14 protein-coding genes are annotated in these 14,546 nt (G+C 38.8%); 8 read left to right on the forward strand and 6 right to left on the reverse strand.

Annotated features, from left to right (window positions below; genetic code table 11):
* The first annotated feature begins 663 nt into the window (after positions 1-663).
* Genes LRA01S_RS09160 through LRA01S_RS09170 form a run of 3 tightly spaced genes read left to right on the forward strand, consistent with a single transcriptional unit; the run spans position 664 to position 4,960 of the window.
* Complete coding sequence (locus LRA01S_RS09160; protein ID WP_061775321.1) at positions 664-2,286, forward strand: ABC-F family ATP-binding cassette domain-containing protein; 1,623 nt, start codon at positions 664-666, stop codon at positions 2,284-2,286.
* Positions 2,287-2,339: 53 nt separating this feature from the next.
* A complete protein-coding gene (locus LRA01S_RS09165; RefSeq protein ID WP_061775322.1) occupies positions 2,340-3,140 on the forward strand; it encodes a Cof-type HAD-IIB family hydrolase in 801 nt (266 codons plus the stop codon).
* Positions 3,141-3,163: 23 nt separating this feature from the next.
* Positions 3,164-4,960, forward strand: a complete 1,797-nt coding sequence (locus LRA01S_RS09170) for an alpha/beta fold hydrolase (RefSeq protein ID WP_249028465.1) — start codon at positions 3,164-3,166, stop codon at positions 4,958-4,960.
* Positions 4,961-5,084: 124 nt separating this feature from the next.
* Here LRA01S_RS09170 and LRA01S_RS09175 read toward each other — a convergent pair whose 3' ends face one another.
* Complete coding sequence (locus LRA01S_RS09175; RefSeq protein WP_061775324.1) at positions 5,085-5,705, reverse strand: NAD(P)H-dependent oxidoreductase; 621 nt, start codon at positions 5,703-5,705, stop codon at positions 5,085-5,087.
* Positions 5,706-5,923: 218 nt separating this feature from the next.
* Here LRA01S_RS09175 and LRA01S_RS09180 point away from each other — a divergent pair, with 218 nt between their 5' ends.
* Positions 5,924-6,736, forward strand: a complete 813-nt coding sequence (locus LRA01S_RS09180; RefSeq protein ID WP_082785442.1) for an alpha/beta hydrolase — start codon at positions 5,924-5,926, stop codon at positions 6,734-6,736.
* 194 nt (positions 6,737-6,930) lie between these two features.
* Here LRA01S_RS09180 and rhuM read toward each other — a convergent pair whose 3' ends face one another.
* Positions 6,931-7,923: a RhuM family protein gene (gene rhuM / locus LRA01S_RS09185; protein WP_061775325.1), complete on the reverse strand. Its 993-nt coding sequence runs from the start codon at positions 7,921-7,923 to the stop codon at positions 6,931-6,933.
* A 458-nt stretch (positions 7,924-8,381) separates the two neighbouring features.
* Between rhuM and plsX the strand changes: the two genes are divergently transcribed.
* Complete coding sequence (gene plsX, locus LRA01S_RS09190; protein WP_061775326.1) at positions 8,382-9,383, forward strand: phosphate acyltransferase PlsX; 1,002 nt, start codon at positions 8,382-8,384, stop codon at positions 9,381-9,383.
* Between the two features lie 6 nt (positions 9,384-9,389).
* The gene (acpP, locus tag LRA01S_RS09195) at positions 9,390-9,632 is read left to right on the forward strand and encodes an acyl carrier protein (RefSeq protein ID WP_171032048.1); all 243 of its coding nucleotides are present in this window, start codon (positions 9,390-9,392) and stop codon (positions 9,630-9,632) included.
* An 84-nt stretch (positions 9,633-9,716) separates the two neighbouring features.
* On the opposite strand, the gene LRA01S_RS09200 is transcribed toward acpP, so the two are convergent.
* On the reverse strand, positions 9,717-10,490 hold the full coding sequence (locus LRA01S_RS09200; RefSeq protein ID WP_061775328.1) for an NUDIX domain-containing protein: 774 nt from the start codon (positions 10,488-10,490) through the stop codon (positions 9,717-9,719).
* Positions 10,491-10,778: 288 nt separating this feature from the next.
* Between LRA01S_RS09200 and LRA01S_RS09205 the strand changes: the two genes are divergently transcribed.
* Both LRA01S_RS09205 and LRA01S_RS09210 read left to right on the forward strand, forming a co-directional pair.
* Positions 10,779-11,849, forward strand: a complete 1,071-nt coding sequence (locus LRA01S_RS09205; protein WP_061775329.1) for an FAD:protein FMN transferase — start codon at positions 10,779-10,781, stop codon at positions 11,847-11,849.
* A gap of 32 nt (positions 11,850-11,881) precedes the next feature.
* On the forward strand, positions 11,882-12,139 hold the full coding sequence (locus LRA01S_RS09210; RefSeq protein ID WP_144259905.1) for a hypothetical protein: 258 nt from the start codon (positions 11,882-11,884) through the stop codon (positions 12,137-12,139).
* Between the two features lie 59 nt (positions 12,140-12,198).
* Here the strand turns inward: LRA01S_RS09210 and LRA01S_RS09215 are convergent, their stop codons facing one another.
* The 3 genes from LRA01S_RS09215 to LRA01S_RS09225 form a co-directional block, all read right to left on the reverse strand.
* Positions 12,199-12,384 carry a hypothetical protein gene (locus LRA01S_RS09215; RefSeq protein ID WP_061775331.1) on the reverse strand — a complete coding sequence of 62 codons (186 nt, stop codon included), beginning with the start codon at positions 12,382-12,384 and terminating at the stop codon, positions 12,199-12,201.
* Positions 12,385-12,388: 4 nt separating this feature from the next.
* On the reverse strand, positions 12,389-13,114 hold the full coding sequence (locus LRA01S_RS09220; RefSeq protein ID WP_061775332.1) for a hypothetical protein: 726 nt from the start codon (positions 13,112-13,114) through the stop codon (positions 12,389-12,391).
* Positions 13,115-13,181: 67 nt separating this feature from the next.
* On the reverse strand, positions 13,182-14,438 hold the full coding sequence (locus LRA01S_RS09225; protein WP_061775333.1) for a replication-associated recombination protein A: 1,257 nt from the start codon (positions 14,436-14,438) through the stop codon (positions 13,182-13,184).
* Between the last annotated feature and the right edge of the window lie 108 nt (positions 14,439-14,546).

Here is a 14,546-nt window from a genome sequence, read left to right on the forward strand (position 1 = left end):
GGTGTTAAAAGAGCGTGGAGATTTTTAAACATTCGCAGCATATAAATATTATTCCAATCTTTTAACTTGTTTCATTTCTCCTGCAAAATAGGCTAGACATACTACAATTAAAGTAATGCAGCATTCCCACCAAGTCCACTTGCAAAATACAGTGAGTCCTAATATTATAAAAAGACAAATCGCTAGTATAGCGTCTTTAGTTCCAATCGGTAAATTCGTGTACATAATATTTTCTATCCTTTATTCCTTATATGCACCCAGATTAGCTATTCCGCCAATTCCATCTGCAATGCCATTAAACAGTCTATGTCCAATAGCAGTATGTCCCCAGTTTACAAGTTGGCCAACTTGTTGTAATTCATTTGTTTATATGTCTAGTATAGCGTAATTTTATCACACAAAAAACAAAATGTCATATACGACCAGAAATATGCCACGAATGACATGGGAAATAAGTTTGATTTCTATGTTTATAGAAAAAACTAGCTCTGCCCCAAAATTGCTAAAAGTTTTGACTTACAAGAAGCAAGAATGTTTGAGATATGGTACGTCATGCCATACTTGACAAAAACAATCTACTTTTCACTAATTCGCAGGCTTTTTATTTCCTTGTAAAAATGCTAGAATAGAAATAACACGTAAATTGAAGATAAGAGGACAAAAATGCTACAAGTAAGCGATATTAGTTTGCAGTTTTCAGACCGTAAACTGTTTGATGAAGTGAATATTAAATTTTTACCAGGCAACTGTTACGGTTTAATCGGGGCCAATGGTGCAGGAAAATCAACTTTCCTGAAAATTTTAGCAGGCGATATTGAGCCAAGCACAGGCCACACGTCGATGGGACCAGATGAGCGGATGAGTATTCTACGTCAGAACCACTTTGACTATGAAGACATCCCTGTTTTGGACGTTGTTTTGATGGGGCATCAACGCCTCTATGACGTTAAAGTTGAAAAAGATGCCATCTACATGAAGGAAGACTTCACAGATGAAGACGGCATGCGTTCAGCTGAACTCGAAGGTGAATTTGCTGAGCTTGGTGGCTGGGAAGCAGAATCTGATGCAGCGCAATTGTTGCAAAACCTTGGAATTCCTGATGCTTTGCACATGCAAAACATGTCAGAATTGACCAATGGTGAAAAAGTCAAAGTTCTCCTAGCGCAAGCCTTGTTTGGGAAACCAGACGTTCTCCTTCTTGACGAGCCAACCAATGGTCTGGACATCCAGTCGATTAACTGGTTAGAAGAATTTTTGATTAACTTCGAAAATACAGTCATCGTTGTCTCCCATGACCGTCACTTCTTGAATAAAGTATGTACGCACATGGCCGATTTGGACTTTGGTAAAATCAAACTCTTTGTTGGTAACTATGATTTCTGGAAAGAATCATCAGAACTTGCCCTTAAATTGCAAGGTGATGCCAACCGTAAATCAGAAGAAAAAATCAAAGAATTGCAAGACTTTATCGCGCGTTTCTCTGCCAATGCGTCTAAATCTAAGCAAGCGACATCTCGTAAAAAAATGTTGGATAAAATCGAGTTGGACGAGATTGTGCCTTCTTCTCGTAAATATCCTTTCATCAACTTTAAGCCTGACCGGGAAATCGGAAATGACTTGCTAAAAGTTGACAATCTCTCTGTCAAAATTGATGGCGAAGTGATCTTGGATAAGATCAGCTTTATCCTTAATCCAGGAGATAAAACAGCCTTCATCGGTCAAAACGATATTCAAACGACAGCATTGATCCGTGCCATCATGGGCGATATCGAGTACACTGGTGAGGTGAAGTGGGGCGTGACAACAAGCCAAGCTTACTTACCAAAAGACAATTCACGCGACTTTGCAGGTGGCGAAACTATTCTTGATTGGCTCCGTCAATTTGCCAGCAAAGAAGAAGACGACAATACTTTCCTTCGTGGTTTCTTAGGTCGGATGTTGTTCTCTGGTGAAGAAGTTAACAAGTCTGTTAACGTCCTCTCCGGTGGTGAAAAAGTCCGTGTGATGCTAAGCAAACTCATGCTCTTGAAATCAAACGTGCTTGTTTTAGATGACCCAACCAATCACTTGGACTTGGAATCAATTTCATCACTCAATGAAGGTTTGACTAACTACAAAGGCAGTTTACTCTTTGCCAGTCATGACCATGAATTCATCCAAACCATTGCCAACCACATCATCGTGATCTCTAAAAACGGTGTGATTGATCGAATTGGTGAAACTTATGATGAGTTCCTTGAAAATGATGAAGTCCAAGCAAAAGTTAAAGCGCTTTGGGCTGACTAAACTCTTGTTATTTAAAGTCGTAGGGATACGGCTTTTTCTGTTATAATAAAACCATGACTATTAAACTAATCGCAACAGATATGGATGGCACTTTCTTAGATGGCAATGGCGCCTATGATCGAGAACGCTTTGATGCGCTTTTAACAAAACTAGAACAAAATAATATACTATTTGTGGCGGCATCAGGCCGACAACTTTTGGCTTTGGAAGCGATGTTTGCTGATTTTTCTGACCGCATGATTTTTGTCGCAGAAAACGGTGGGATCGTCAAATATCGTGATGATATTTTATTTGAAGAAAAAATGCCTTTTGATAAAGTCTTGGAGATTGCTGATATCGTCAGAAAGTCTGACTATATCCAGGATGACTCTGTTTTATTGAGCGGGGCCAATGGGTCTTATATTTTAGAGACAACAAGCGACTATTACAAGAAAAAAGCTAACTTTTACTATGAAAAGGTGCAAGCAGTTTCTGATTTTTCGGAAGTTGTGGATGACATTCTCAAACTCACCGTCAGTTTTACATCTGAGCGTGTACTGGAAGGTGAAGCTTGGGTCAATCAACAAGCGGCAGGGGTTCGGGCAGTCACCACAGGGTTTGAATCAATCGATATTATGCCAGAAGGCATCAGTAAAGCCACAGGCTTGTCTCATCTCGCTGAAAAATTTGACATCAGCCCATCGGAAATTGTCGCATTTGGCGATAATCTTAATGATTTAGAAATGTTAAATTATGCAGGCAAGGCGGTTGCTATGTCTAATGCACGTGAGCCAATCAAAGAGATAGCAGACGAAATCATCGGTCATCACAAGGATCAGTCTGTGATGAACTATTTGGAAAATAGTCAGTTCTAAAAGGGGATGAATTGAACATATTAATGATTGGTGCAACAGGATTTATTGGAAAAGAAGTTGTTAAACAACTCGCGTTGGAGGATGTTTCCTTAACTTTGCTAGTAAGAGATCAATCAAGAGCAGCATCTCTGAAAGCATTAGCGCCTTCGAAGATAGCGTTAGTGACAGGTGATTTAACGCAACCAAATCTTGGTTTGGATGAGACGGATAAAGCAAGCGTTTTGAACTGTGATCTGATCCTTCATTGTGGCGGGCCAATGGATATTACCTTATCAGAAACATTGGCTAAAAAAGCCTTCTTAGAAGGCAGTCGCTATGTCATGGATTTGGCAAAAGAGATTCAGGAACAAAAGGGGCTAAAAAAATTAATTCATGTCGCGGGTTATATGAGTCCATTTAATGATGAGGCTTCTGTATGGGAAGATACTGATGTTTTTAACGAAGTTCATCCAGCTTTAATCGGAACGCCGCCATATGAGCAGATGAAGTTTTTATCAGATATTTATATGCGACAAGAAGCTAAAAAAAATCATATCCCTTTAGCTGTCATTAATCCCCCAACAGTTATTGGGGATGATCAGACTGGGGATACGGCACAATTAGGCGGTTTTGGTTTATTTATAAAAATCATTAGAGGCGGTTCTTTACCAGTTATACCTGGTGGCAAAGACTATCGACTGCCTTTAATTAATAAAAATATCATAGCAGAGTTTATCGTGCAAACGATATTTAACGAGACACAAGAAAAAATGACCTACACGCTTGTTTCCGATAAAGCTTCAGATCCTGATATTTCAGATTTAATGACGACAATCTCTGAAAGTATGCATATCAAGACACCTCGTTTGACTGTTCCGTTTGGTCTATTAAAATTTGTGATGACTTTTGGTGGAAGTCAGCTCACTGGGATTCCTAAAAGTAGTTTAAATTTTTTGACGAATAGAACATTTGATAATCAATTGACTAAAAATGATTTTGAACCCGAATTGGTGAGCAAACTGTCTGCATCCAACGTTCCTCTGGCGATTGCAGATATAGATTTTCGTTTAACTTATGGTGAAGCAGGGATCACTCCCTATACCAGAACAAGTCTACAGGGGGCAACAGTTTACCGTTTAGATGGGAAAGGTAAACCCCTTGTGTTGATTCATGGGCTATTTAGTGATGGCACCGATTTGTTTGACTTAGGTTTAGCCTTAAACAAGCAAACGGCTAGAGAGATTATCATACCTGATTTGCCAGGTTTTGGAAAGTCACCTTTTGTTAAGTCAAGAGATAGCTTAATACCCTATCTGGATTTGATCGCGTCGATCAAAAAGGCAATGCCTGAGGGTGCCATTTTTATCGGCCATTCTTTTGGTGCAGCCTTATTAATGGAAGCTTCAAATCGAAATTATTTGGTTGAAAGTGACAAGATCATCCTTTTACAGCCACCTTTCAAAAAAATCGTTAAAGAGCCGTATTCTTGGCTGAGTAAGCTAATGTTAAAACAAGCATCAGACAAACAATTAGCACATTACTTTAATCGCAATGGTCTTCTTTTGACGAACGTAGCAAAAAATGATATGTATTTAAAACGCGTCAAAGCGAGTTTTAATTCGCCCAGAATATTAAATACGACTTTAGAGTTAAACAAAGTATTAAAAGGTATGACTCTCACCCTCTCGGAACATCGCGTTTATGACGTTTTGTGGGGCAAACGAGATAAGAGTTATTCACTACCTATAGATCATGAACAAGTTATAAAATTAAATGATGGTCATTTTTTCCCAATTAGTAATCCGCTAGAAACAGCAACTTATATTTCAAGTTTGATATGAGTTTGCTTCTTGCATTTTGAAGTCATATCTGCATAAAAATCATAAAAAATACGCCTCGATCTTGTATTTATTAATACAGATAAGGCGTATTTTCGTTTTTATTAATAGGACTGATGTTTAAGTATTAAAATGTTTTGGCAATGCCGTCAACTTCAGCCAAAGCAGCAGCCAAGATTTCATTAGCACGTTCAGGTTCGTAGGCATGACCTTCGATGTAAACTGAAGTGATGTCATCGATACCGATGAAGTTTAAAATGCTGTTAAGGTATTGAGAAGACGCATCGTTTCCATTGTAGGCACCACCATTGGCTTGGATGTGGAGAACTTTTTTACCACCAGCAAGACCGACAGGACCTTCAGCAGTGTATTTGAAAGTTTTACCAGCAACATTGATTGTGTCGATCCATGCTTTAAGGCGTGTTGGCATGCTAAGGTTCCAAAGTGGGTTAGCAATCACAATTTTATCAGCAGCGAGGAATTGATCAGTCAACTCACCGAAACGGCCCACTTTAGCTTGTTGATCAGCGCTAAGGTCACCAAATTCAGTACCAGCAGCCAAGGCGTTGAAGGCTGAAGCGATGTCAGCATCAATTTCTGGGACATTATCAGCGAAGACATCAAGAACAGTGATTGTATCAGATGGGTTTGCTGCTTCATAAGTAGACAGAAATTGATCTAGTGCTTTAAGTGAGAAAGATGTTTCAGATGTAAGGGGGTGCCCTTTAATAACTAGTATATTTGACAATGGGAAGACCTCATATTTTCTAAATATTTTTAATTACCTTACTATTCTATAAAAAAAAAGAAAATATGCTTTGTTTACGCTTGTAAATTTTGTTACAAACTTACAGTCAAAAAATGATTCATCACCCAGACTGAATATGAGCACGATGGTAGTATTTTTATGATAGAAGTGCTACTCTTATATTAGAGTTATTTCGCAATGAAAACGAGGGTATTGAAATGACAAATAATAAACGAGGCGTCATTACAGGATTAATTGTTATATCTGTGTTGGCTTTTTTTCTATTCTTTGTTGATGTCGGACATTCAAAACAATTAAATGATGACAGCCGTCTACCACTCATCTTGATTCCAGGTACAAATTCGGATCAAGATAGATTTGATGACTTTATTCAGAGTATGCGAAAAAAAATAGGTCCAAGAGATATCCTAAAAATAGAGGTCCAAAAAAATGGAGACTTGAAGTGGACATCATCATTAAGGAAAAAATCCGTTAATCCTTTTATTGTCATCAGTTTTGCTGACAATTCTGAAGAGGCCGTTGATGAACAAGCGAAATGGATTCAGATTGCTATGGACAAAGCGCATGACTTATACAAATTTGATGCCTATGACGCAGTAGGACATTCCAATGGCGGCTTAGCATGGACAATGTATTTAGAAGAAGAAACAAGCAGTCAAACCAGTCAAATGAAAAAACTGATCACATTAGGAACGCCATATAACGATCTTGAGACAGAGGATAATCCTTATCCGAATAGGGGCTTATTAAAAGAAACAGAAAGATTGCAATACATGGTTCAGATGAAACATGCGATTCCTAACAGCCTGTCAATGGTCTCAATTGCGGGAGATTATAAAGATGGTAGTGATGGTGTTGTACCTATTACAAGTGTACTAGCCAGTGAAGAAATTTATAAAAATGATATTACGAGCTATAAGGAAAAGGTTTTTTATGGTGATGATGCGCAACATAGTGACCTCATTGAAAACGAAATTATTATCAATTATATTGTGAACGAGTTATATTAAGTTTTCAAAATGGCGCAATAGAGCATCTCATTCAAAAGGTATCTAGCTTTGCTATCAGGGACTTTGCCTAACAAAGACACATTGATATTTAATAATATGGATAATTTTAAAAACGTCTTTAAATGCTGTTGCTGTGCTGTATATTGACCCTTGTCAGGGTTTTATTCTTTAGAATTGCTAAGATTTTGCTATATCTACTTTTTACGACTTTCTTTTTTAGCTTGCTTTTCAAGATTATTGATAAGTTTTAAATAATCTTCTTCTACAGGGTCAAGTGTTTTGGCTTTATATCTTTTCAGTTCTAGTTTAGCCTTTTCTTGAGCTGATTTTGTAGTAACTTTACCAGCTCCCTCAAGAACATTACGACCGGTTGACTTTAAGATATTATCAAGCTCTATGACATAATCAGTCATACGCATTTCTTTTTCTTCAATAGCATTCAACTCAGCCAAATCAAAATAGGCAGAAACTAAATTATTCAGTACCCGAAGTTCCTGTTCTGTTAAGTAATTCTTAGCAATCATTGCTTCAGCTTGAGTGGGTTGCTTACCTTTAAAACTTGTGAGACCAGCAAATGGTTTGTTACTGTCTACCCGGTAATAGATAACTTCTGAAGCTGTATGACAATGAGCCCCAAAATGTAGTTTATTTTGAACAATTTGAAAGAATAAAACACTGGCATCAGCTTTAGGATCGTAGTCAATAGCAGTAGCGTACAAGTCTAACACTTGTCGATACATCACTTTCTCACTTGATCTAATATCACGTATTCTTGTGAGGAGTTCTTTCCAATAATTCCCGCCACCTAAATTTTTAAGTCTGTCGTCGTTCATGACAAAACCTTTTTTTAGATATTCTTTTATAAGCTCAGTAGCCCATATACGGAATTGGGTTGCTATTTTTGATTTGATACGATAACCGACTGATAAGATTAAGTCAAGATTGTAGTGTTTTGTATTATAATTTTTACCGTCACTTGCAGTTATTCGGATATTCCGAACAACTGAGTCTTCGTTTAACTCTCCATCTTCAAAAATGTGTTTAATATGTTCACTAACATTTGATTTGCTTGTTTGATATAGGTCTACTATTTGTGCTTGAGTCAACCAAATGTTTTCATCTTCAAACAAAGCTTCGATGTGAATATTTTCAGAATCGTCATTATAGAATATTAAATTACTATTCATGTTATTTTTTCCTTTCTTGCGCCTAGGTATTTTGTAGTTATTTATTATTTCATGAGTAATGCAAGTTATGTAAGGCTTCGCTTCACTTTATTATATCAGAAAGGCTAAATGGTTTAAACATTTAACAACGGATCGTTACAAGTTCAAAAGTTTTGAGGTGGGGCATCCTTCCCCTCGCCCTCTATCTTGCGTCGTTCAGCAGTCGCTGTGCATTTTTTTCGTGCGTCCATGCGTTTAACAAGAGAAGTTAAAAATGTTGAAAGCCAAAAAATTGTCATATATCGTTGATATACAGCCCTTTTCCGGATAAAAAGTATAATATTTTAACTCGCTTTTAAACAATCCCTTGCTTGAAATCTCTTGATATTTAATAATATGGATAGTTTAAAAAACGTCTTTAAATGCTGTTGCTGTGCTGTATATTGACCCTTGTCAGGGTTATGTGCTATAATGTTAGAATGAAAAAGAAATTAGCGATTGACGCAATGGGTGGCGATTTTGCACCCAAATCTGTTGTCGAGGGGTGTCTTTTGGCGCGAGCCGAATTTCCAGACACTGAGTTTATTTTATTTGGTGATGAAACGAAAATTCGCCCATTATTGAGCGATGAGACTAACATTACCATTGTCCATACGACTGAAAAGATTGATTCTGGTGAAGCTGACCCTGTCAAGGCGATTCGTCGTAAGAAGACAGCAAGCATGGTTTTAGCTGCGACAGCGGTTAAAAATGGCGAGGCAGATGCGCTTGTTTCTGCAGGCAATACAGGTGCTTTGCTTGCAAGTGGTATCTTTACAGTTGGCCGGATCAAGCAAGTTGATCGACCTGGTTTGTTGTCAACCCTACCGACTTTGGATGGTAAAGGGTTTGATATGTTAGACCTCGGTGCCAATGCTGAGAATACGGCGCACCATCTCTATAACTTTGCCATTCTTGGGTCCTTTTACGCTTCCAACGTCAGAGGCGTGACGTCTCCACGTATCGGACTTTTGAACAACGGCTCTGAAGCTAGTAAGGGTGCACCATTGCAAAAAGAGACTTATGACCTGCTTGCAGCAGATGAGAGCCTGAACTTTATCGGTAATGTCGAAGCGCGTGATTTGATGAGTGGTGTGGCTGATGTTGTCGTCGTGGATGGTTTCACTGGCAATGCTGTCCTCAAATCAATTGAAGGTACAGCATCAAGCTTGATGAAATTACTGAAAACATCTATTAAAGATGGCGGTATTGCATCAAAACTTGGTGCCTTGCTGATGAAAAAATCTTTATACAGTTTAAAAGATGCGCTAGATTATGAGAAAGCAGGCGGTGCTGTCTTGTTTGGCTTGAAAGCACCTGTTATCAAAAGCCACGGCTCCTCAAATGCAGACGCGATTTTTGCGACACTTAAACAAACGCATAAAATGCTAGAAACTGACGTGGTTGGAAAATTAGTGCAACATTATCAGGAGGACAAATAAATGGCGATCAGTAAAGAAGATCTTTTTGCTAAGATAAAAGAAAATTTGGTGGAGACGTTAGAGCTTGATGCAGATCATGTCACGCTAGAAACTAATATTGTTGAAGATTTAGGCGCAGATTCAATTAGCTTGATGGAGTTCACCCTGGCTTTAGAAGATGAATTTGGCATTGAAATCTCTGATGAAGATGCAGAGCACATCTTAACTTTGGGTCAAGTTGTGGACTACGTTTCGAATAAAATTAATTAAGTTTTTAAATTAATTCAGACGCAATACAAAAACACATGTTTTAGCTTATCCGCTAGAACATGTGTTTTTTCTATTCTTTATAATTCAAATCGGTGCCTTTAAGCTGAAAAATGCGTGTGGCTTATCAGTATCTCCTTGTTTTTCAGTATTGACAGGAATCATATACATCTCACGATAGTGGGCGATTTGCTCACTTATTTTTCGTCCGCTAAACTGTTTAGCGATTGTCTCGACTGCTTGCCAGCTAAAAACTGGCGGCAGCAGATTGAGCCATTTAGGTTTGACTTCAAAACTTTCCTGAATGACTTGACTAGCCTTTTTGAGAATTTCAGCATGATCAAAGGCGAGCAACTGATCAGGCACACCACTAATGTGCAGCTCAAGCGTCTCAGGATCTACCGAGAAATCAAACCACTGCGTACGCGCAGCATCATCTCCTGCCTGAGTCTCAGGAAAGTTAGGGAGATAGGTTAAATGTGCCACAGTAATCACCCAACCTCTAGGATCACGACCAGGCGTTGCGACCGTCTCCAACTGATCCACGCGTTTAGGGTCAATCTTAAGATGTGTTTCCTCAAAAACTTCACGGATAGCCGCTTGCGTTGTATCTTCAGTTTTATCTAGAAAACCGCCAGGCAGCGCCCAATGATGTAAATCAGGATGCGCCTTGCGTTGGATTAACAAAAGATTAACCCGATGCGTATCAGGATTGTAGGCCAAGATGACATTGTCAACAGTGACGCTAGGTGTTTCATAAGTTGGTCGATCTTGTTTGGCATACCAAGTCAAGAACTCCTGTTCACTTGCCTCTTGTTCATAGTAGTTTTTTTCTGCTGCTTTGCTCGCAAATGTTTGCATGAGACTCCTTTTTTGGATCTGTTTTTTATGTATCTTAAGTTTAACTTAGGTTATCAAGCCTGTCAAATTTATTCTATCAACATTTTTTATTCGTTTAATTTAACATAATACGCTTTTTATTAGATATAAGATATAAGTTGATTTAATATGATAAATAAGTTAAAATAAAAATAAAGAACTGAAAACGTTTTAGCGTCATAAAACGTCATATGAGATGTGTGAGGGACACGAAAGAGAGGATTAAATGAAAAAAAATTGCGGTGGGGAATAGGTGTTATTTTACTGTTGATGCCAGCTTTAATTGCTAGCTCAGGCTGTCAGAAAAAGACGAAGGAATCTGAAGCGAAAGAAAAAAAAGTTCAACTGATGAAAGAACCTTATAAAAATGAGGAATTTGCAGCAGGTACTTATGCTCAAGTCTTAATTTATGATAAAGGACATGGAGATGCGGACTTTGACGTTGTCAAAAATCAGCTCAATGAATTAGCAGCAAAATTTGAGGTTTATGAGCAAGGTGAAAGTGAATTCGATAGAATTAATGCACAAGCAGGGATTAAGCCGGTTAAAGTTTCAAAAGTTACTTTTGAGCTAGCAGAAGCTTTGCAAAAGTATGGCAAAAGTTCTGATGGTTATTATAATCCCACTGTTGGTGTCATGACACAACTCTGGCATATTGGCTTTTCGAGTGGACAAGTGCCATCAGATGAGTTGGTCAAAGCAACTTTAGATAAAGTGAATATTGACGATATTGTTCTAAATGCCAAAGATCAAACTGTTTTTCTCAAGAAAAAAGGGATGATGATTGAAGCCGATGGCATTGGCAAAGGTTTTATTGCGGAAATATTATTGAAAACACTTAAAGATCAGGGTGTGACAACCGCAGTTGTCAACCTAGGTGGTCATGCCTATACCATGGGTAAAAATCCAAATCATAAAAATGGTAAATGGGAAGTGGGTATTGCCAATCCACAATTAGGTGAGAATCAAGATAGCCCGTTAGTCGGCGTCCTGACCAGCAGACACACGAGATTTGATACAACAAACTATTATGGACGATACTTAAAGGCTGGAGATAAAATTTATTCCCATTTATTTGACACAAAAACTGGTTATCCGATGGAGACTGATCTATTAAGCGTTACCATGGTTGGGGATAATCCTACCTATGATGATGCATATAGTAATGTACTGATGAATATGGGGTTAGAAAAAGGCATGAAGTTTGTGAATGATCACGATGAAATAGATGCTGTATTTGTTACCAAAAGTAAAGAAGTGCATATCTCTGAACATATTCCAGGGGAATTTGAGCTATTAGATAAGTCATTTAAAGTGGTAGAAGGTGTTGCGAAAAAATAAAAGGATAATTGATGAAAGCTTGTGGTAATGATATGAAGAATAAAAAAATGTTAAAGATAATAACGCTCTCCCTTACGTTTTGGGCTAGTTTTGTCGTTTCGACGCAGACTTTAGCAAGAGAAAAAGGTGATCCTAAAAACGATAAGGAAATGGTAATGATGTCAACACAGGTGCCTCAATGTATGGGGAAATTACCTCAACAGGTGGTGGCGAGAGAATTGTTTTGCAAACTTGTATTGATGAGACGACAAGACGTATTGTTTTTGCTTCAGCTTAAATCTTATAGTTAATAAAAACATGCCTTAAAAGTTGGAAACATCTAACTTTTAAGGCATGTTTATTAGTTTAATCAGTCAAGACCACCTTGAAAATCAGTGTCAATATCTTGTACGTATGCTTTGTAATAATTGACCAAGCTACTTTTGAATTCTTGGTAATCATCTTCGCTATAGTCGCGATTCTCATCGATTTGTGCTTTAAAATGTGGTAAGTTTAGTTCTGTTCGGATGCGTCGTTCTAATTCTTCTCTAGTCATCAGTTTAGTTCTCCATTTTATTTTCGTTCTTAGGCGGGATGGGGGAGTCAAAATGCCAAGTGATATGACCAATATTTGATTTATCCATCGTGGGTTGTAACTCCATAATAAATGGAGGCTTTTCGATTGCAGGTCGTTTTTCGAATGGCAAGCTAGTATCATAATCGGCATTAGTTACCTGCTGATCATCGGATAAATTATCCATTCCTTCATAATCAGGCAAGGGGTGATTGAGGAACTGCATCAGAAAATCAATGTTCTCTGGAGGTATCTCAGTTTGATTAGCTGGCTCGAGTTCACCAAGTAAAGGTATTTTTCTCTCACGTAAGATGCGCGCATAATCGTAATTTGCACTATCAAATTCAAGTTTAGTCGCATCGTAAACAGCTTGCGCTTGAACAACAGTATAAAATGCAGCCTGACTGATTGACTCCTGTTCATGCTTGATACCTTGTGCAGCATCATATTCTTTCTTTGTGACATCAAGGTCGTGATTGGCTGCAGTGAGCGATTTTTCTGATAAATAGGGTTGTACCTCTAAATTACTGGCATTTTGAATGGCAAGAGAGTAATTCAAGGTTTTGATTTCAAAATTCCTTTGGGCTTCAGACCGATCTTTTTGAGCTACTTCTAGCTGAGTCATCGCCAGAGTAAGTGATGAATCAGCTTCTTGATAGGCAAGCTCTGCTGCTAGGAGTCGGTCTTTGGCTTGTAAAAGTAGATCAGTCATTTGCCTCCTTTATCTGTTGATTGATGGTAGTGGTAGATGTACTTTGATAAAAAGTGACATCATTTACTTACTTGCTTTTGTGTCGATTAATTTCTTCCTGCCTCAGTTGTAAGGCGCGCTCGTATTTGCCTAAACCATCAGAATGGAAATAGTCAGCATGTTTTAACTTGTCGGGTAGATACTGTTGATCGACCCAATGGCCTGGAAAATTATGGGGATACTGGTAATGTTCAGCCCGTCCAAGCTTTTTAGCGCCAGCATAATGGCCATCTTGTAGATGAGGTGGAATGGGTAGCGCACCGTATTTATGTAGATCAGCGATGGCTGAATCCATAGCTGTGTAGGCTGCGTTGGATTTAGGGGATAAGGCTAGATCAACCACGACATTAGCCAGTGGAATCCGGGCTTCTGGAAACCCAAGTCGTTCAGCTGCCGTAACAGCTGTCACGGTACGAGCGCCCGCATCTGGGTTAGCTAGACCGATATCCTCGTAGGCGATAACCATGAGCCGTCTGGAGATACTTTGCAAGTCGCCGCCTTCAATCAAACGTGCCGCATAATGCAGGCTCGCATTGACATCTGATCCGCGAATTGATTTTTGAAGCGCAGATAAGAGGTCATAGTGGGCATCACCATCTTTATCAAAGGTCGCAGCAGATTTTTGTAGGGAATTTGCCATATCATCTAAAGTAACATGGTGTTCAGAACTTGATAAAACAGCAAGCTCTAGCGAATTCAAAGCGGATCTAACATCACCATTTGTCGAATGGCTCAAAAACTGTTTGGCATCGTCATCTAGTGTGACGTCAAAATCAAACCCACGGTCAGAATCAGCGATGGCACGATCAACTGCGAGTGCAATATCCTCAGGCATTAGAGGTTTCAGCTCAAAAATTTGAACTCGGCTCCGAATGGCTGGCACCACACTGAAATAAGGATTCTCGGTCGTCGCCCCAATCAAGATAATTTCACCATTTTCGAGTAAGGGCAGTAAAAAATCTTGCTTGGGTTTATCGAGACGATGGATTTCATCCAAAAGGAGGACGAGTTGCCCGGAAAATTGGGCTTCTGCTGCAATTTCTTGCAACTTTGTTTTTTTGTCAGAGGTGGCATTAAAAGTTCGAAAGGCCATATCTGCAGTCCCTGCAATGGCGGAGGCAATCGAGGTCTTTCCAATCCCTGGAGGACCGTAGAGGATCATTGAACTGAGTAGCTTAGTTTCAACCATTCGTCGGATAATTTTGCCTTCGCCTACAAGATGGCGCTGGCCGATAATTTCATCTATCGTTCGCGGTCTCAAACGTCGCGCCAAATTTGCTTGCATCTTTTAGGCTCCTAGTCAATATATGATAAGTATATTATAGCATTTTATTGGTATTTAGCCTTTATAAAGAGGGGATTTTCGCGCTAGAAAAATGATTAATGGACTAAA

Origin of the sequence: Pseudolactococcus raffinolactis NBRC 100932, from assembly GCF_001591765.1 — a bacterium.
GTDB lineage: Bacteria > Bacillota > Bacilli > Lactobacillales > Streptococcaceae > Pseudolactococcus > Pseudolactococcus raffinolactis.